At 54.2% G+C, this 17,587-nt stretch carries 16 protein-coding genes, 1 tRNA gene and 1 pseudogene; 14 read left to right on the forward strand and 4 right to left on the reverse strand.

Annotation, left to right across the window (positions count from 1 at the left end):
* The first annotated feature begins 161 nt into the window (after positions 1-161).
* Both M3668_RS10380 and M3668_RS10385 read left to right on the forward strand, forming a co-directional pair.
* On the forward strand, positions 162-1,367 hold the full coding sequence (locus M3668_RS10380; RefSeq protein ID WP_251380770.1) for a glycosyltransferase: 1,206 nt from the start codon (positions 162-164) through the stop codon (positions 1,365-1,367).
* Between the two features lie 83 nt (positions 1,368-1,450).
* Positions 1,451-1,524 (forward strand) — tRNA-Ile (locus M3668_RS10385).
* Positions 1,525-1,624: 100 nt separating this feature from the next.
* Here M3668_RS10385 and M3668_RS10390 read toward each other — a convergent pair.
* Entirely contained in the window at positions 1,625-2,038 is a 414-nt protein-coding gene (locus M3668_RS10390; RefSeq protein WP_251380771.1) for a M23 family metallopeptidase, read from the reverse strand.
* Between the two features lie 93 nt (positions 2,039-2,131).
* Between M3668_RS10390 and M3668_RS10395 the strand changes: the two genes are divergently transcribed.
* From M3668_RS10395 to dxr, 12 genes are all read left to right on the forward strand, one after another.
* Complete coding sequence (locus tag M3668_RS10395; protein WP_251380772.1) at positions 2,132-2,434, forward strand: hypothetical protein; 303 nt, start codon at positions 2,132-2,134, stop codon at positions 2,432-2,434.
* Positions 2,435-2,911: 477 nt separating this feature from the next.
* Positions 2,912-3,724 carry a 30S ribosomal protein S2 gene (gene rpsB / locus M3668_RS10400; protein WP_251380773.1) on the forward strand — a complete coding sequence of 271 codons (813 nt, stop codon included), beginning with the start codon at positions 2,912-2,914 and terminating at the stop codon, positions 3,722-3,724.
* A 119-nt stretch (positions 3,725-3,843) separates the two neighbouring features.
* Positions 3,844-4,674 (forward strand): translation elongation factor Ts, encoded by an 831-nt coding sequence (gene tsf / locus M3668_RS10405; RefSeq protein WP_251380774.1) that lies wholly within the window; start codon positions 3,844-3,846, stop codon positions 4,672-4,674.
* A 178-nt stretch (positions 4,675-4,852) separates the two neighbouring features.
* Positions 4,853-5,587: a UMP kinase gene (gene pyrH, locus M3668_RS10410; protein WP_251380775.1), complete on the forward strand. Its 735-nt coding sequence runs from the start codon at positions 4,853-4,855 to the stop codon at positions 5,585-5,587.
* A gap of 99 nt (positions 5,588-5,686) precedes the next feature.
* Positions 5,687-6,244, forward strand: a complete 558-nt coding sequence (gene frr, locus M3668_RS10415) for a ribosome recycling factor (protein ID WP_251380776.1) — start codon at positions 5,687-5,689, stop codon at positions 6,242-6,244.
* Between the two features lie 5 nt (positions 6,245-6,249).
* Positions 6,250-7,095: a phosphatidate cytidylyltransferase gene (locus tag M3668_RS10420; protein WP_251380778.1), complete on the forward strand. Its 846-nt coding sequence runs from the start codon at positions 6,250-6,252 to the stop codon at positions 7,093-7,095.
* A gap of 29 nt (positions 7,096-7,124) precedes the next feature.
* Positions 7,125-7,715: a DivIVA domain-containing protein gene (locus tag M3668_RS10425; RefSeq protein ID WP_251380779.1), complete on the forward strand. Its 591-nt coding sequence runs from the start codon at positions 7,125-7,127 to the stop codon at positions 7,713-7,715.
* A 139-nt stretch (positions 7,716-7,854) separates the two neighbouring features.
* Positions 7,855-8,229, forward strand: coding sequence for a DUF485 domain-containing protein (locus M3668_RS10430; protein WP_251380780.1), 375 nt, complete (start codon positions 7,855-7,857; stop codon positions 8,227-8,229).
* A 9-nt stretch (positions 8,230-8,238) separates the two neighbouring features.
* On the forward strand, positions 8,239-9,873 hold the full coding sequence (locus M3668_RS10435; protein ID WP_502948971.1) for a monocarboxylic acid transporter: 1,635 nt from the start codon (positions 8,239-8,241) through the stop codon (positions 9,871-9,873).
* 170 nt (positions 9,874-10,043) lie between these two features.
* On the forward strand, positions 10,044-10,310 hold the full coding sequence (locus tag M3668_RS10440) for a GlsB/YeaQ/YmgE family stress response membrane protein (protein WP_251380781.1): 267 nt from the start codon (positions 10,044-10,046) through the stop codon (positions 10,308-10,310).
* Positions 10,311-10,522: 212 nt separating this feature from the next.
* The gene (locus M3668_RS10445; protein WP_251380782.1) at positions 10,523-12,340 is read left to right on the forward strand and encodes an ABC transporter ATP-binding protein; all 1,818 of its coding nucleotides are present in this window, start codon (positions 10,523-10,525) and stop codon (positions 12,338-12,340) included.
* Positions 12,341-12,381: 41 nt separating this feature from the next.
* A complete protein-coding gene (dxr, locus tag M3668_RS10450) occupies positions 12,382-13,698 on the forward strand; it encodes a 1-deoxy-D-xylulose-5-phosphate reductoisomerase (RefSeq protein WP_251380783.1) in 1,317 nt (438 codons plus the stop codon).
* Between the two features lie 75 nt (positions 13,699-13,773).
* Here dxr and pflA read toward each other — a convergent pair whose 3' ends face one another.
* The 3 genes and pseudogenes from pflA to M3668_RS10470 form a co-directional block, all read right to left on the reverse strand.
* Positions 13,774-14,646, reverse strand: a complete 873-nt coding sequence (pflA, locus tag M3668_RS10455) for a pyruvate formate-lyase-activating protein (protein ID WP_251380784.1) — start codon at positions 14,644-14,646, stop codon at positions 13,774-13,776.
* Positions 14,647-14,652: 6 nt separating this feature from the next.
* A pseudogene (grcA2, locus tag M3668_RS10465) lies at positions 14,653-17,076 on the reverse strand (autonomous glycyl radical cofactor GrcA2).
* Between the two features lie 312 nt (positions 17,077-17,388).
* A complete protein-coding gene (locus M3668_RS10470) occupies positions 17,389-17,547 on the reverse strand; it encodes a hypothetical protein (protein ID WP_251380787.1) in 159 nt (52 codons plus the stop codon).
* Positions 17,548-17,587 lie beyond the last annotated feature (40 nt).

A 17,587-nucleotide genomic window follows, 5' to 3' on the forward strand; every position in this document is an offset into this window, starting at 1 on the left:
TTTCTCAGAAAGGGCGGCGGGTTTTTGTTGAAATAGTGGGGTTTACAATCGTGTGAGAGTGAACGAGCTATCTGCACTGAACCTGCAAAAAATTAATCAATCCGGTAGTGTCTTGATGGTAGCAAACACCCTCTCTTCAACCCTTAAAGGTGACCACATCAATGGCCACGCAGCCCCTCACCATTCTTATTGGTGCTGATACCTACCCTCCCGATATCAATGGTGCAGCGCAGTTCTCCCACCGTCTAGCACGAGCCATGAAAGATCGGGGGCACACGGTTCACGTCATGGCGTCCCGTCAAGAAGCAGGTACAACAACGTCCTTTGACGTAGACGGCCTAACAGAGCACCGCGTGCGCTCGCACAAGGTGGTCACCCACTCCTACATGCGTTTGAGTTTTCCGTGGGAAATTTATAAAGACGCTGAACATATCGTCCAACGCATTAAACCCGATGTTATTCATGTCCAGTGTCACTACATCATCGGCAGGGTGCTCGCCAGAATCGGTAAGAAATACGGGATACGTGTTATCGCCACCAACCACGTGATGCCAGCGAACATCAACCCCTTCTTGCCCTTTCCTCAGTGGGGCAAGGACCTGGTGGAGAAAGCTTCATGGAGCGATATGCGCCGAGTGCTTTCTCAGGCGGCGGTTGTCACTAACCCCACTCAAATCGGGGCTGATGCTATGCGCGCTTCAGGTAAATTTAAGCGCCTGGTCATGCCGGTGTCTAACGGTATTCAGAGTGAGAACTACGAGCTTGCTCCCGGTGAAACGGTTGAGAAAGACCCTCGGGAGCTTCTTATCTTCTTTGCTGGTCGTCTGGCGGTCGAAAAAAATGTGGATGTTCTCATCGAAGCGCTTGCACTACTTCCTGAGTCTTTGAACCACACGGTTCTTGAAGTAGCTGGCAGCGGTGAAATCCTGGAGAGTTTACAGGTTAAGGCGCATGAATGCGGTGTTGAGCACCGCGTGAGATTCTTGGGGTATGTTACCGACGAGCAGCTACGGGACGGCTACTTGCGCGCTGACGTCTTCTGTCAGCCTGGTACCGCTGAGTTGCAATCTCTCGTCACGCTTGAAGCGATGAGTGCTTCTAAGCCCGTGGTTTTGGCCAATGCACTTGCATTACCCCACCTTGTAGAAGAGGGGCAGAATGGTTACCTCTTCGAGCCGGGCAACCCCCAGGATTTAGCAGAAAAATTAGCTGCGGTGTTGCTTCTGTCAGAGGAAAACAGAACCAAAATGGGCCAACACTCTCATCGAATGATTGAGAAGCACGCAGCCGAGAAGACCTGGCAAACCTTTGAATCTCTCTACGTATCGAACCAGGCTTACCATGATTTTGTAGCTGGTCGTCGTTAGCCATGTAGGCAACAAATTTTTCTAGAGCAGCCCCTGTGGGGTATTCTTGGTAACGCTTGCATTGCTAGATTGCGTGTGGGCGGGGGGCCTTAGCTCAGCTGGTCAGAGCAGGGGACTCATAATCCCTTGGTCGCGGGTTCAAGCCCCGCAGGCCCTACAGCATAAACCGCTTCCGTTAGGTTAAACGATATAACCTGATGGGGGCGGTTTTTCTATACTGGTCAAAATGCATGTGCTGACCGATGAACCAAAACTACCTAGGCCGCAAAATCATCGCCTATGGGCAGGAGAACGCTGGGATCAGCTAACCCCAAAAAGAGCAGGGGGTTAACGTAGTCGTCCGGTCCTTGACGAACACCCCAGTGTAGGCAGGCCGCAGGCTGGCAGTGAGCTACCTCTTGATCAAGCTGAGCGATAATCTGCCCCGCCTGAACCTCAGTACCTACCGGAAGAGTATCGGTCACCGGTTCAAAGGATGACTTGTGCCCGTCCGGGTGCTCGATGGTCATGACTTTACGGTCCACCACGGTACCTGAAAAAGTGATGACCCCAGCTTCAGGGGAGCGCACCTTAAAATTCTCCTGCAGTGTGAGGTCCACACCGCGGTGACCTGGCGACCACTTCTGCTCAGGCTTTTCAAACTCCCTAGCAACGCTTAGCGGACCGGTCACCGGGGCTTGCCACCGTGGCGTCTTGCCATCTACCGCATCACTGCTGGGGGCTACTAGTAGAAAAACGGCGAGCAAAACCGCTAAAAGGCATTGATGCTTCACCTTCCGAATATAAAGCTTCATGGTGTCATCTTCCTTCGCTATGAACCTCTTACCCTGCGCCTGGCGAACGCTTTAACCAATACCAATGAAAAAGTGACATGGGAAGATATCCCGCCCTGCAATCTGAGGGAGTTTTCCACTCAACCCCTTGGTATATCAAGCAGCCCAGTAACTACCATCACCTTTCCCACGGCAGATGAAACAGTTCATGGTGATGGCAGTATTGACTTGAACTTCTTACGGGGCACCCAACTCACATGGACTGCTAAAGACGGTGTGCAGAGAATTAAGTAGCTATTAAGGGCGGATTCACCAAGGAATTTTAGACTCATTAGTGTCAGTCAGCGGCAGAGCTAAAAGTGACCTGCTTACCAGACTTAAAACGCCCAAAATCGGTGTTAGAGCAGGCTTTGATGCGGTATAGTTGATGTTTGCAGTTTGCCTTTGTGCGCACTCGTGTGCACACTTTCAGCCTTCAACGGTAGAAAAGAGGCAAAGGGAATCCTTTTACATAGAGACCCATCCGCACCTTGGTGCGGGTTTGACATCGCGTAGTGCACAGCAGTTTTACCACTGATAAGGGACGTTCGGTCCGGGAAACCGGTCGCGGCCTGAGATTACCCGTCTAAACCTTTAACGGGCCGATCTGAGCGCTACCAGGGGAGCGGGTGCAAGCCCATACGCTCCACATGTAAACCGATAACTACTATGCGCGTGGCGTGGTTAGCCTGGAATCAGGGGCCCGCCCGGCACTTTTCAAAAGGAGACGACATGCCCGTCGTAACTATGCGCCAGCTTCTCGATTCAGGTGTCCACTTCGGTCACCAGACCCGCCGCTGGAACCCCAAAATGAAGCGCTTCATCTTCACCGAGCGCAACGGCATTTACATCATTGACTTGCAGCAGTCACTGGCCTTCATTGACCAGGCTTACGAGGCTGTTAAGGCAACCGTTGCACACGGTGGCACCGTTCTCTTCGTTGGTACCAAGAAGCAGGCTCAGGAAGCCATCGCTGAACAGGCTACCCGCGTGAACATGCCCTACGTTAACCACCGCTGGCTCGGTGGTATGCTCACCAACTTCCAGACCGTTTCCAAGCGAATCGATCGTATGAAGGAACTTGAGCAGATCGACTTTGATGACGTAGCAGGCTCACAGTTCACCAAGAAGGAACTGCTGTTGCTCCGCCGCGAGCACGAGAAACTGGAGAAGACCCTCGGTGGTATCCGTAACCTCACCAAGGCTCCCTCACTCATCTGGATTGTAGACACCAAGAAGGAACACCTCGCGATTGACGAAGCTCAGAAGCTCGGCATCCCCGTGGTAGCCATCCTGGACACCAACTGCGATCCTGACGAAGTTTCATTCCCCATCCCCGGCAACGACGACGCTATCCGCTCCGTCAACCTGCTCACCCGCGTCATTGCGGATGCAGCTGCTGAGGGTCTGCTGGAACGCGAAAACAAGAAGGCTGGCAAGTCAGCTAATGCTTCCGAAGAGCCCATGGCTGAATGGGAACGCGAACTGCTCGAACAGCACGAATCCGCTAAGGCTGAAGAAGCTAAGGCAGAAGAAGCTAAGTAAAGCTTGAGAACGATAAGGCACCCGCCCACCTTGGTGGGTGCCTTATCCTCTCACCGCCACCGGTTACGGTGGCACCCAATAGATTTTTGATCTGTTCACAAACCATCAAGGAGTTCACAATGGCGAACTACACCGCAGCAGACATCAAAGCACTGCGCGAAAAGACCGGCGCTGGCATGCTCGACGTCAAGAAGGCCCTCGACGAGGCTAATGGCGATCAGCAGAAGGCAATGGAAATCATCCGCGTTAAGGGCCTCAAGGGCGTTACCAAGCGCGAAGGCCGTGCAACCGCAGAAGGCCTCGTAGCCGCACGCGTTGAAAACGGCGTTGGCTTCATGGTCGAAGTTAACTCAGAAACCGACTTCGTTGCTAAGTCCGATCCCTTCATCAAGTTCGGTAACGACGTTCTCGAGGCAGCAGTTGCAGCTAACGCTTCAACCATCGAAGAACTCAATGCAGCATCCTTCGAGGGTAAGACCGTTGAGGAGCTCACCACCGAAGCTGGCGCACTGCTGGGCGAAAAGATCGTTGTTCGCCGCGTAGCACGCGTTGAAGGCGAAAACGTCGCTGTTTACCTGCACAAGACCTCAAAGGACCTGCCTGCACAGGTTGGTGTCCTGCTGGCTGTTGCTGGTAACGACGTTGAAACCGTTGCTCACGATGTAGCAGTTCACATTGCTGCAATGAGCCCCAAGTACCTCACCTCTGAGTCCATCTCAGCTGAGGACATCGAGGCTGAAAAGCGCGTTGCAGAAGAAACCGCACGCAGCGAAGGCAAGCCCGAGCAGATCATCCCCAAGATCATTGAAGGCAAGCTCAAGTCTTTCTACAAGGAAAACACTCTGGTTGACCAGGACTTCGCAAAGGACTCATCAAAGTCTGTTGCCGCAGTTCTGGAAGAGAACGGTGCAACCGCAACCGCTTTCGAACGTTTCCGTGTTGGTGCATAAATAGAGAAACTCGCTCTTTGAGTAGTTACCTTGCCCTGTCAAAGGGGCACTGTGATACTGCACAGAAAAGGTGAGTACAAAGGGGAGTCCTACACAAGGGGCTCCCCTTTGTCGTATGCTAGAGACGACGCGAGCGCCGGTAGGCGTTGCACCTATCATTGAGTTGCCAGGAGGGCCTATGACCACCACACCTATTCATAAAGATGACACCGGACGCCGCCGAGTCCTCCTCAAGCTTTCTGGTGAAGTTTTTGGTGGCGGACAGGTCGGTATCTCAACCGATGTTGTACGAGGCATTGCTGAACAGATTGCGTCAACCATCGGAAAAGTTGAGGTCGCTGTTGTCGTGGGTGGCGGTAACTTCTTCCGTGGCGCCGAGCTTTCAGAAGCGGGTATGGACCGTTCGCGTGCAGATAATATCGGTATGCTGGGTACCGTTATGAATTCTCTGGCCTTGCAGGATTTCCTAGAGCAGGCTGGTATTGATACCCGTGTGCAGTCGGCTATCTCCATGCACCAAGTTGCCGAGAGCTACATTCCGCGCCGCGCCATCCGCCACATGCAAAAAGACCGCGTTGTGATCTTTGGTGCTGGTGCTGGTTTGCCCTACTTCTCTACCGATACCGTTTCGGCTCAGCGTGCTCTTGAAATTCATGCTGATGAGGTTCTAGTAGCTAAGAACGGGGTAGATGGTATCTATACTGCTGACCCCAACAAGGATCCCAACGCCGAGCGTCTTTACAACCTTACGTACGATGAGGCCCTGAAGCGTAACATCCGTGTCATGGACCAGACCGCTTTCTCCCTCTGCAAGGATAACAACGTGACGATGCGTGTGTTCGGTATGCAGGGTGAGGGCAATGTAGCTAGGGCCATCCTGGGTGACAAAATCGGTACACTGGTGACCGCATAACTACTAGAGATTAGCCCCTACCAGTCTGACGCACTAGACTGGTAGGGACTGAATAAAAAGCCTGCCTTACGGTGGGCAAGAACCAAAAGGACAACACCGATGGTTGATGAAACCCTCCTTGAAGCCGGCGAAAAAATGGATAAGTCCGTGGAAGCGCTAAAGAACGAATTCGCTAACATTCGCACCGGACGCGCTAACCCCTCGCTTTTTGCTAACCTCAATGCTGACTACTACGGCGCACCCACCCCCTTGCAGCAGCTGGCGTCCTTCCAGACCCCCGAAGCCCGTACCATCCTCATCACCCCCTACGACAAGAGTGCACTGGGTGCCATTGAGAAGGCAATTCGCGACTCAGATTTGGGTGCCAACCCCGCTAACGACGGTAACGTTGTGCGCGTTGTAATGCCTGAAATGACCGAAGAGCGCCGCCGCGAGTACGTCAAGATGGCTAGCCACAAGGCAGAAGATGGACGCGTTGCTGTGCGCAACACCCGCCGTCACGCCAAGACCGCTATCGATAAGCTGGTCAAAGACGGTGAAATCGGTGAAGATGATGGCACTCGCGCAGAAAAAGAACTGGATGCCCTCACCAAGAAGCACACCGATCAGATTGACGCTCTGCTGAAGGTCAAGGAAGCTGAACTGACCGAGGTCTAAACACGATGACTGCTCAGCCTACTGAACAGCCTAAGAAGGCTTCAAAAGCTGGCAGGAACTTACCCGCCGCTATCACCGTTGGCGTTACCCTCGGCGCGGTGCTGGTGGTGGGTTTGTTTTATCTTCCTGCTGTCCTTGTGCTGTTGGCTGCCGCTGCTGTTGCTGTGGGAACGTGGGAAGTTTGCCACGGTCTCAACCAGAAACGCGGCATGGGTGTGCCGCTTATCCCGGCTGTCGCTACGGCCTTCTTCATGCCTTTTGCCTCCTACTATGGCGGTGGGCAATGGTTAATTTTCACGGTGGTTGCCTCAATCCTGGTGCTGATTGGTTGGCGCATCGTTGGCAAACGCGATGGCATGATTATGTCCATCATGGGTTCGATCTTTGTGATGTCCTGGGTACCTTTCATGATCTCGCTAGCTCTTTTGCTCTACCGCGAAGAATCAGGTGCTGGCAAGGTGCTCATGATTTTGCTGATGGCTATTGGCAACGATACCTGGGGTTATATTGCAGGTGTGCTCTGGGGTAAGCACCCGATGGCTCCCAAAATATCTCCCAAAAAAACCTGGGAGGGCTTTGCAGGCTCTATGGTTGGGTCACTTATCGTTGGCATCATCTGCTCAATGGTGATTGGTGATCCTTGGTGGTACGGCATCATTGTGGCCATTTTTCTGGTGATTGCCTCAACGGTGGGTGACCTGGGGGAGTCCATGGTCAAACGCGAAATTGGCATTAAAGATATGTCTAATCTTCTTCCAGGACATGGGGGAGTCATGGATCGTCTTGACTCCATTGTTTTCGCGATTGCAACCGGCTACGTTATTTTTGCTGTACTCGGTGCTATCTTCTAGGTCATGCAGAGAACTTTTAAGGAGTGAACATGTCGCAGCAGGCATCAACTGCCGAGAACTTTAGCAAAGTGGGCCCGCAGGAAAGCGGCTACAGTGTACGTGAGGTCAATGATTTTTTCGGTGCACTCGCCGATGACTATGAGCAGCTCCTAACACACCATGGCACCTCGCAGTCTGCGCATACCTCCCGCACCATCCGAGATAAGGTGTTCACGCCGGAAGCAGGGGGTTACACCCCCCAGACGGTTGATAGTTATCTAGACCAAGTTGAGGATCGCTTTGCTGAAATCGAGCGTCGGCTCTACATTGAGCGTTATGGCGAGGAACTCTGGCAAGATTCGCTAGAAGAACTGCGTGCGCTTCTGCGGGGGCGCTTAAACCGTCCCGATGGGGAGCGTTTTCGTAGACCCTCCCATCGACGAACCAAGGGTTACTTGACTGAGGATGTTGACGAACTCTGCCGTCTCATCCTGCGCACGGTTGAGCATGGTGAAACTTTGCTACCGCAAAAAATTCGCTCAGCGGCTTTCAGAAGTGCGGTGGGCAAGAACAGCTATGACGAAACGCAGGTTGATGCTTTTATGAGGCGGTGTCTCGAATATGTACAAGACACGCTATAAAAGTTACGAGCTTATTTTTACTAGTGAGGGCAGGTTTACCGGGTTATTACGGGAATCTGCTCTTTTTGTGTCATCTGTACTTGCAAGTGATGTGCGATACATACTAGTGTGTTCACAGTTACACATTAGGAGGTAGTTGATGTCACACACATCACCCGAACCCATCAAACTACCGGTCGACGCCGACCATGTAGATTTCGCTGCCGCCCAACGGGGCGAAGATTTTGTTAAGCTACGCAAAACCCACCGTTCATTCGTTATGCCCATGACCGTTGCCTTTCTTGTCTGGTACCTGGCATATGTAGTCCTGGCCGTTTATGCGCCAGGACTAATGGGCATCCAGGTGGTAGGAAACATAAACCTCGGTATTCTTCTGGGGCTGCTGCAATTTGTCACAACTTTCGGTATCACAGCACTGTACGTATCTTTCGCAAATCGCAAACTTGACCCCCTGGCACTGAAGCTACGCACCGACATTGAAGACGGTCAGTACGCTCACGGCAAGACCAACTAAGAGGCAACTATGAACATAACTACTGTGCAGGCCAGCGCCCTGCAGGCAGCAGACGCTGCAACCAAAACCGTGGGTACTCCCTGGATTAACATGACCATCTTCGGCGGTTTTGTGCTCATCACTATGGTGGTGGTGCTGAGAGCGTCGAAGAATAATAAAACTGCAGCCGACTACTATGCCGGCGGGCGCTCCTTCAGTGGAACTCAGAACGGTCTAGCTATCGCCGGTGACTACCTTTCGGCGGCTTCGTTCTTGGGTATCGTTGGTGCAATTGCTTTGACTGGCTACGATGGCTTTCTCTACTCCATCGGCTTCCTCGTGGCCTGGCTGGTAGCACTTCTTCTGGTAGCTGAGCCCCTGCGTAATACCGGTAAGTTCACCATGGCTGACGTTCTTTCCTTCCGTCTGCAACAGCGTCCGGTGCGTATCGCAGCCTGTATCTCAACCCTTGCTGTCACACTTTTCTACCTACTAGCTCAGATGGCGGGTGCCGGTGCGCTCGTCTCCTTGCTCATGGGTATTAGCTCCCAACTCGGCCAGTCGTTGATTATTGTCGGTGTTGGTCTGCTCATGATTGTATACGTCATGATCGGTGGCATGAAGGGTACTACCTGGGTGCAAATCATCAAGGCTTGCCTGCTGCTTTTCGGTGTTGCCGTGATGTCGGTCTGGATTCTAGCTCTCAACGGTTTCAACCTCTCAAACCTCTTGGGCGCAGCTGTTGAAACCTCCGGTGATCCTAGAATTCTAGAGCCCGGCCTCAAATACGGTGTTAACGAAATCGCCAAGCTGGACTTCGTTTCCCTCGCTATGGCGATGGTCTTCGGCGCCGCTGGCCTGCCGCACGTTTTGATGCGCTTCTACACCGTGCCCACCGCTAAAGAAGCACGTAAGTCTGTGGTGTGGGCTATCGTCCTCATTGGTTGCTTCTACCTCTTTACCTTAATCTTGGGCTTCGGCGCTGCAGCAATGGTTGGTGCGGAAGCCATCCAGTCAGCACCCGGTGGCGTCAACTCAGCGGCACCCCTGCTGGCCTACGAACTCGGTGGTTCTCTGCTGATGGGCGTCATTGCAGGTGTTGCTTTCGCAACCATCCTGGCAGTAGTTGCCGGTCTCGCAATTACAGCATCAGCTTCTTTCGCCCACGATATCTACACCAATGTCATCTGCAAGGGTAAGTCTGATCCCCTCAAGGAAACCCGCATCGCAAAGGCAACCGTGGTAGTCATCGGCTCACTGTCCATCCTCGGTGGTCTTGGTGCCCAGGGTCAGAATGTTGCCTTCCTGGTTGCCCTTGCCTTCGCCGTTGCAGCATCGGCTAACCTGCCTACCATCGTCTACTCCCTCTTCTGGAAGGGCTTCAAGACACGCGGTGCGCTCTGGTCAATGTACGGTGGTCTGAGCATCTCGGTTCTCTTGATTCTTTTCTCGCCGGTGATGTCCGGTGCAGAAACCTCCATGATCAAGGGAGTAGATTTTGCCTGGTTCCCGCTGGCTAACCCCGGCATCGTCTCTATCCCCGCCGCCTTCCTGCTGGGCTTCCTGGGCTCACTAGGTGGCAAGGAAGAGTCAAGCGCTAAGCAGTCAGAGATGGAAGTTCGCTCACTCACCGGCGTCGGTGCAGAAGGCGCAATCGATCACTAAGAGCTGTATCTAGCATTATCATTGGTGGGCGCCCCGAACGGGGCGCCCACCAGTGTTAACCCAACTGTGACCAAAGTATAAGCAAGAAACTAACAGATTGCTTAGTGTTTCGTGTAGGCTTAATAACGTACAGCTGATAATTATCAGCACAGATGAAAGGACATACACTCATGGGTATCCTCGGTTGGATTATTCTTGGCCTCATTGCAGGTGCGCTCGCTAAGCTCATTATGCCCGGCAAGCAGGGTGGCGGCATCATCGTCACTATGGTTCTGGGTATCGTAGGCGCTATGCTCGGTGGCTGGCTGGGTAACTTCCTGCCCTTCCTCACCGCTGGTGTCGGTGGCGTAACCCTCGGTTCAATCTTCACCGCTGTTATCGGCGCCCTGATTGTCCTGTGGATCTACGGTATGATCACCAAGAAGAGCGCTCGCTAGCCTCTACCGTTAAGGCTCCCCGCCAGTGTCCCTCACGGGTGCACGGCGGGGATTTTTTGTTAATGTTTCTCGTTATACTCAGGTAGGGCATGCAGGGTGGTGAATAACGCACCGGAGGGGAGGGTCAGCCCGGCGGGGTAACGGGTAGTGTTTGGTGGGCAGAGCTCAACTCCACGAAGAACCTACCGTCGATACTACGCACAGGGAGAGCCATGAAGAGCATACTTAGAATTATCCGTGCCACCCGAGAACTTTGGCCCCTTTATACCGGCATTGTGGTGTGTGCTGTGCTGACCTCAGTTAGCTCCCTCTTAGCGCCCTTTATTATCTCGGGTGCGACCGATACGGTGGTAAACCACCTCAACGGCTCTGAGCCCACTACCGGTATGGCAATTGCCTGGTTCGCAGTGGCCTACCTGGTAGCCCAGCTCTTTAACGTGATCACCAGCAACATTGGTGGCTACATCGGTGATGTGATGAGCCAAAAAATGCGAACCATCCTATCAGTTCGCTACTTTGAGAAGCTACTAACACTGCCGCTCTCGTACTTTGATACAGAGCTGACCGGCACCATCATTTCGAGGCTTAACCGTTCAATCACCGAAGTAACTAACTTCGTGAAGGCCATGAGCAATACCTTTATCTCCCTCATTATCACCACCGTCTCGGTTATCGTTATTAGCTCTATCTACTACTGGCCGCTGGGTCTGCTCCTTATCATCATTTTCCCCGTCTACCTGTGGCTAACCTCAAAAACTAGCGCCAAGTGGCAGGTCTGGGAGGGTAAGAAAAACCAGAACATCGATATAGCTTCAGGCCGCTTCAACGAAGTCATCGGTCAGATTCGAGTGGTCAAGTCTTTCGGTGCCGAGCGCCGCGAACTAGACCTTTTCCGCACCCACTTTGGCAATACGGTAGGGCTAACCCGTGAGCAGTCCCGCTTCTGGCACTCCATGGATGTCGCCCGCCTCGCCTTCCTAAGCCTCATCTTCTTTGGACTCTACCTGCTCATTTTCCTGCAAACTCTGGCGGGTAACTTCAGCATCGGTGACATGGTGCTCCTTATTCAGTTACTTGCCATGGCAGTAGCCCCCATCAATTCGCTGTCCTGGATTGTTGACAGTGCCCAGCGCGCCATCACCGGCTCAAAGGACTACTTTGACGTGATGGAACGGGACTCCGATGCCCGTGCCTTGGCCATTACCGCTGGCACTGACGTTCCCACCCGCCCGCACACCATCCAGGCCGAAACCGGGCAAGAGCTGGTGCGTTTTAATGAGGTCACTTTCGGTTATAACGGTGAAGAGGACGTACTGCACAAGATCGACCTCTCCATCAAACGCGGTGAGCGCATCGCTTTCGTGGGTGAATCCGGTGGCGGTAAGTCCACGCTGATGGCTCTTCTTGAAGGCCTCTACGATGCCCGCAGCGGCTCTATCACGGTCGATGGCATGGATATTGCCGGCAGTGACCTTGAAACTGTGCGTTCACTGATTGGCATGGTCTTCCAGGATGCCTCACTCTTCTCGGGCACCATCGCAGAGAATATCGCCTACGCCAACCCCGCTGCCAGCCGCGAGCAGATTATCGCTGCTGCTAAAAAAGCCAATGCCCACGAATTCATCTCAAAATTTTCGGACGGCTATGACTCACTGATTGGAGAACGCGGCCTCAAACTCTCTGGTGGTCAGAAGCAACGCGTAGCGGTAGCCCGCGCCATCCTCAAAGATGCTCCCATTCTCATTCTCGATGAAGCTACATCGGCTCTAGATATTAAGGCTGAACGAGCTGTTCAAAAGGGCCTTGAAGAGTTGATGGTGGGGCGTACCTCTCTGATCATTGCCCACCGCCTGTCGACTATCGCCACTGTTGACACCATTGTCACGCTCAAGGACGGCCGTATCGAGGAGATAGGCGCCCCTGCCGAGCTGGCGGTGTCCGGCGGCATCTATGCCGAACTGCTGGGTCTGCAGAACCAGGGCGGTAAGGCTTCTAAGAAGAAGCTGCAAAGCTTCGATATCGTGGGCTAGCTCGGCCCTGGTGTAAGGGCTAGGTGTGAGAAAATGAAGCCATGCGATTTGGTTCAACACAAAACCTTAGCCCCAACACCACAGCCCTCACCCCTGAACTGATTGATTTCTTAGGTCAGGGCCGCACCGTTGCGTTGCTGGGTTCTACCGGTTCTATCGGCACCCAGGGTATTGAGGTCATTGACTACCTCAATTCACTAGCTGATAGCAGTAGCGGTGCACAGGATGCCCCCCTACGGGTGCTTGCACTATCTGCTGGCAGCAGCTCTCTACCTGCTCTAGCACAGCAGGCCGTGAAACTGCGCGTGCAGTTGGTCGCGACCAGCGGCAGCGAGCAGGACGCCGTCCGGCTGCGCGAGCTCATTGCTGATGCAGCTCGCACCCAGGGTTTATCTAGTTATCAACCGGATATCGCCTACGGTCCTGAAGCTTCAGTGCAGGCTGCCTCATCTGGGGCGGACGTAGTACTCAATGGCATTACCGGTTCCATTGGCTTACGCCCCACCCTGGCCGCTCTTGAAGCAGGTTCTCAGGTGGCTCTGGCAAATAAAGAGTCTCTCATTGCTGGTGGCGCCCTGGTACGTGCCGCGGTAGATGCCTCACCGCTAGAGCAGCCCATGGTGCCCGTTGACTCTGAACATTCTGCACTGGCCCAGGCGCTAGCCTCCGGTACCGACCGGGAGATTGACCGGCTGGTTCTCACCGCCAGCGGTGGGCCCTTTCGTGGCATGAGCTATGAACAGTTGCGCGAGGTTACCCCAGCTCAGGCACTGGCACACCCCACCTGGGATATGGGCTTGGTCGTCACCACCAATTCTGCGTCTATGGTCAATAAAGCGCTGGAAGTTCTTGAAGCCCACCACCTCTTTGGCATCGACCTAGACCGGATTGACGTGACGGTGCACCGCCAGTCAGTGGTGCACTCCATGGTGCAGTTTGTGGACGGCTCTACCGTTGCTCAGGCGTCCCCACCGACCATGCTTCTTCCCATCGCACTGGGACTAACGTGGCCGCACCGTATTCCCGGTGTCGCCCAACCCTGTGACTGGACGCAGGCGTCCGAATGGACTTTTGAGCCCCTGGATCACAAGGCCTTCCCCGCTGTGCAGATGATTAAGCAGGCAGGAAAGCGCGGCGGTACCTTCCCGGCAGTTTTCAACGCCGCCAATGAGGAAGCCGTAGCTGCCTTCCATGCCGGGGCTATCCGCTTCACAGACATGATTGAGAGCACCGCCCGGGTGCTAGAAGACCACGAGGATTCCAGTGCTAAGGCTGAAACCTCTGAGCTGACGCTGGACGCCGTGCTGGAGGCCGAGCGCTGGGCGCGCGTTCGCGCTCACGAGATTTTAGCTCGCTAGGGGCTTTAATCGCACAAAAACCGGTACTGGAACGATCCAGTACCGGTTCTCATTTCGACCTCAGAAAATCGCGGTTTAGTAAACCTCAAGACCGCGAGCGCGGAACTGATCGCGCACCCGCTCAACGTCCTCCTTGGAGGGTGGCTCAACGCCCGCAAGTTCGTACTTGAGACCCAGAGATTCCCACTTATCGGTGCCCATCTGGTGGAAGGGGAGCACCTCAACGCGCTCGACCACGTTCTTCCAGCGGCAGACGATATCTGCCACCTGCTCAACGTTCTCTACCGAATCGCTGTAACCCGGCACAGAGACGAAGCGAACCCAGATTTTCTTGCCCAGGGCGGAAAGCCTGTCGCCGAAATCAATGGTGGGCTGTAGCTCGCGGCCGGTGAGTTTCTTGTAAACCTCTTCTGAACCGGACTTTACATCCAGCAAGACCAGGTCCACGTTTTCCAGGAACTCATCCGATGCGCTCTTGCCCAGATAGCCAGAGGTGTCGATGCAGGTGTGAATACCCAGAGACTTAGCACTTATCAGAATATTTTCTGCAAAAGCGCGCTGCATCAGCACCTCACCACCAGAGATGGTGATACCGCCACCGGTGGCGCGGAAAATCTTGCGCATCCGCCTAATCTTCTTCATCAGGTCGGCTGCCATAATAGGCTGGCCGTCCCGCATTTGGAAGGTATCAGGGTTGTGGCAGTAGAGGCAGCGCAGGGGGCAACCATTCATAAAGATGGTCATGCGTGTGCCGGGGCCGTCCACGGCAGTGACCAGCTCCCAGGAATGCACCGAACCCAGCTGACCTTCACGCATCATCTTGAGTTGCTGTGCGCGTTCAAGTTCAGTCAGTTCACCTAGGCCCCAGGTGCCTGCACCCTTATGTCGATCCGTCGGCGGAGCAAAATCTTGCTCGCCGACGGATACAGTGGCGTCTGTTGTTGTCACTGCAGCTTATGCACCGTGGTGGAAGGTGCGTGAGAGCACGTCCATCTGCTGTTCGCGGGTTAGACGAACAAAGTTCACGGCGTAACCTGAGACGCGCACGGTCAGGTTGGGGTAGTTATCGGGGTTCTCCATCGCGTCCTCGAGGGTTTCGCGGTTTAGAACGTTGATGTTGGCGTGGTAGAGACCCTTGGGGGTGGTCTTTGCTGCGCGGTTTGCCTTCATGGATGCTAGGCGCTCTTCGTATGACTTTACTGCCATGATGTTCTCCTTGGGGTGGTGCGGTGCACGGGTTGTTTATAGTTTTTAGTCTTCTTCAGGGATGAAGCCGGCGTCAAGGATGCCGACCAGGTTTCTGACCTGTTCTTCTTTAGTGCGCCCCAGTGCGGTGGGGGTGATGGTGTTGGTGAGTGAGATGCCGTCCAGAGCGTCCTCGTAGTCCAGCTTGCCGACCGAAAGCATGGAAGCGACCATGCCGTGGGTGTCCATACCGTTTTCGGGGTTGGCGCCGGGTGAGAAGGGCTCGCCTGCGCGGTGACCTGAGGGGAAGCTACCGGTTGCCTTGCCGTAGACCACGTTGGAGGTGATGGTCAGGACGGACTGGGTGGGGATCGCGTCGCGGTAGAGGGGGATAGCCTTGATTTTCTCCATGACGGTGTGGACGATGGTTGCGGCGATGTCATCGGCGCGGTCATCATCGTTACCGTAGGCCGGGAAGGAACCCTCGGTGATGTAGTCAACGATTAGACCGGTCTCGTCGCGCACGGGGGTGACCTTAGCGTACTTGATAGCTGCCAAAGAGTCGGCAACAATCGACAGACCTGCGATACCGCAGCCCATGGCACGGATGATGTCTGAATCGTGCAGTGCCATTTCGATGGACTCGTAGGCGTACTTGTCGTGGCTGTAGTGAATGATGTTCAGAGCCTCAACGTAGGTGCCGATCACCCAGTCCAGCATTTCTTCGTACTTAACCCAGACCTCGTCAAAGTCGAGGGGGTCGTCGCCGGTGATGGGCTCGTAGCCGGTAACAATCTGCGTGCCGGTCACTTCATCACGACCGCCGTTGATAGCGTAGAGCAACGCCTTAGCAGCATTGACGCGAGCGCCGAAGAACTGCATCTGCTTGCCAATTTTCATGGGGGAGACGCAACAGGCGATAGCGACGTCGTCGCCCCACTGTTCGCGGATCTGGGGGTCTGATTCGTACTGAATTGAGGAGGTCTCAATGGAGATAGCGGAGCAGAATTCCTTGTAGCCGGTGGGCAACTCTTCATCCCAGAAAATGGTGATGTTGGGCTCGGGGGCAGGGCCCAGGTTACGCAGAGTCTGCAGCAGACGGAAGGAGGTCTTAGTGACCAGGGTGCGGCCGTCAGCGGAGAAGCCGCCGTCTGACCAGGTTGCCCAGTAGGGGTCACCTGAGAAGATCTGATCGTAGTCGATGGTGCGCAGGAAGCGGACAATGCGCAGCTTGATAACCAGAGCATCAATCATTTCCTGGGCGTCGGTCTCAGTGATGAGACCGGCTTGCAGGTCGCGTTCGAAGTAGATATCCAGGAAGCCGGAGAGGCGGCCGATGGACATCGCAGCGCCGTCCTGAGACTTGACCGAAGCTAGGTAAGCGAAGTAGGTCCACTGCACTGCTTCTTGGGCGTTGGTAGCGGGGCCTGAGATATCGAAGCCGTACTTTTCAGCCATCTTCTTGAGGCGTTGCAGAGCACGAATTTGCTCTGAGTGCTCCTCCCGGTAGCGTGCCCAGTGCTCACTGAAGCCTTTGCTCAAGGTGGCGTCTTTAGCGCGCTTTTTATCAGCAATGAGGTTATCAACGCCGTAGAGAGCTACACGACGGTAGTCACCGATGATGCGGCCGCGGCCGTAAGCATCGGGCAGGCCGGTGATGATGTGGGAGGAGCGGGCCGCGCGGATGCGAGGGGTATAGATGTCAAAGACAGCCTGGTTGTGGGTCTTGCGGTACTCGGTGAAGATCTTCTTAATATCTTCGTTGGGTTCCTTGCCGGCCTCACGGATAGCGGTCTCGACCATGCGCCAACCCCCGTTGGGCATCATGGCACGCTTGAGAGGTACGTCGGTCTGCAGACCAACGCAGACGTTATCATCCTCAGAAATGTAGCCCGCAGGGAAAGCGTCAATTTCAGCCGGGGTATCGGTATCAATATCGTAAACACGCTGCTTACGCTCAACCGAGAGGTATTTCTTCTCAAGAGTGTCCCAGACCCGCAGGGTTTTATCGGTGGGCCCAGTAAGGAACTCGGCATCACCTAGGTAGGGGGTGAAATTATTGAGCACAAAGCCGCGAACGTCAATTTCATGCTGCCAAGCACCGGGGGTGAACCCCTCCCATGCCTTGGTTGACTGCTCATTGACGAATACGCCGTGGGCTGCAGAGCTTTCAGCTTGCACCTGTGCGGTCATGTGAACTTCTCCTTGTGAAGATTTCTATGGTTTGAACACACCCGTAGTGGGTGTTCCTTCATGAATAAGTCTGCCGTGAAGAAGGGCTTAAATCAAATCTGGTACGAAATATACTATAAATGATAGACCTTGAATACATAAGATATATTACCTAGTCAACTCATATTTTGTGGTTTTTAATGGCGGGCCGTAGGTAAGATTTTCAATCCCATGTGAGCGCTTTGTTTCGCGTCCAAGGCGGTTTATGAAGTAAGTGTTTTTTTGACCTAAAAGTAAAGGTGCAAAACAACCAAAAGATGGGGTTGGTTCTACCTAAACTGGTCTGACACTTGAAGTGATTTCAGTGAGAGGTAGGACGAGGTGGGGGCGGCGGACTGACTCAGGGCTGGCGTGAGTCGCCGAATGAGCGAAGCCCACCTGGGGGAGGGTCTGAGGGCCGCCGTGGCCCAGTAGTTCTTTCCCAGTGTTCATCAGTCCCACTGTTGGCAAATTCAAAGACTCATCAGCTCGC

This window comes from Rothia sp. P100 (assembly GCF_023712425.1).
Lineage (GTDB): Bacteria > Actinomycetota > Actinomycetes > Actinomycetales > Micrococcaceae > Rothia > Rothia endophytica.

Coding starts and splice junctions, on each gene's coding strand:
- M3668_RS10380 (WP_251380770.1), top strand. CDS start 162: ATGGCCACGCAGCCCCTCACCATTCTTATTGGTGCTGATACCTACCCT.
- M3668_RS10395 (WP_251380772.1), top strand. CDS start 2,132: ATGCTTCACCTTCCGAATATAAAGCTTCATGGTGTCATCTTCCTTCGC.
- rpsB (WP_251380773.1), top strand. CDS start 2,912: ATGCCCGTCGTAACTATGCGCCAGCTTCTCGATTCAGGTGTCCACTTC.
- tsf (WP_251380774.1), top strand. CDS start 3,844: ATGGCGAACTACACCGCAGCAGACATCAAAGCACTGCGCGAAAAGACC.
- pyrH (WP_251380775.1), top strand. CDS start 4,853: ATGACCACCACACCTATTCATAAAGATGACACCGGACGCCGCCGAGTC.
- frr (WP_251380776.1), top strand. CDS start 5,687: ATGGTTGATGAAACCCTCCTTGAAGCCGGCGAAAAAATGGATAAGTCC.
- M3668_RS10420 (WP_251380778.1), top strand. CDS start 6,250: ATGACTGCTCAGCCTACTGAACAGCCTAAGAAGGCTTCAAAAGCTGGC.
- M3668_RS10425 (WP_251380779.1), top strand. CDS start 7,125: ATGTCGCAGCAGGCATCAACTGCCGAGAACTTTAGCAAAGTGGGCCCG.
- M3668_RS10430 (WP_251380780.1), top strand. CDS start 7,855: ATGTCACACACATCACCCGAACCCATCAAACTACCGGTCGACGCCGAC.
- M3668_RS10435 (WP_502948971.1), top strand. CDS start 8,239: ATGAACATAACTACTGTGCAGGCCAGCGCCCTGCAGGCAGCAGACGCT.
- M3668_RS10440 (WP_251380781.1), top strand. CDS start 10,044: ATGGGTATCCTCGGTTGGATTATTCTTGGCCTCATTGCAGGTGCGCTC.
- M3668_RS10445 (WP_251380782.1), top strand. CDS start 10,523: ATGAAGAGCATACTTAGAATTATCCGTGCCACCCGAGAACTTTGGCCC.
- dxr (WP_251380783.1), top strand. CDS start 12,382: ATGCGATTTGGTTCAACACAAAACCTTAGCCCCAACACCACAGCCCTC.
- M3668_RS10470 (WP_251380787.1), bottom strand. CDS start 17,547: ATGAACACTGGGAAAGAACTACTGGGCCACGGCGGCCCTCAGACCCTC.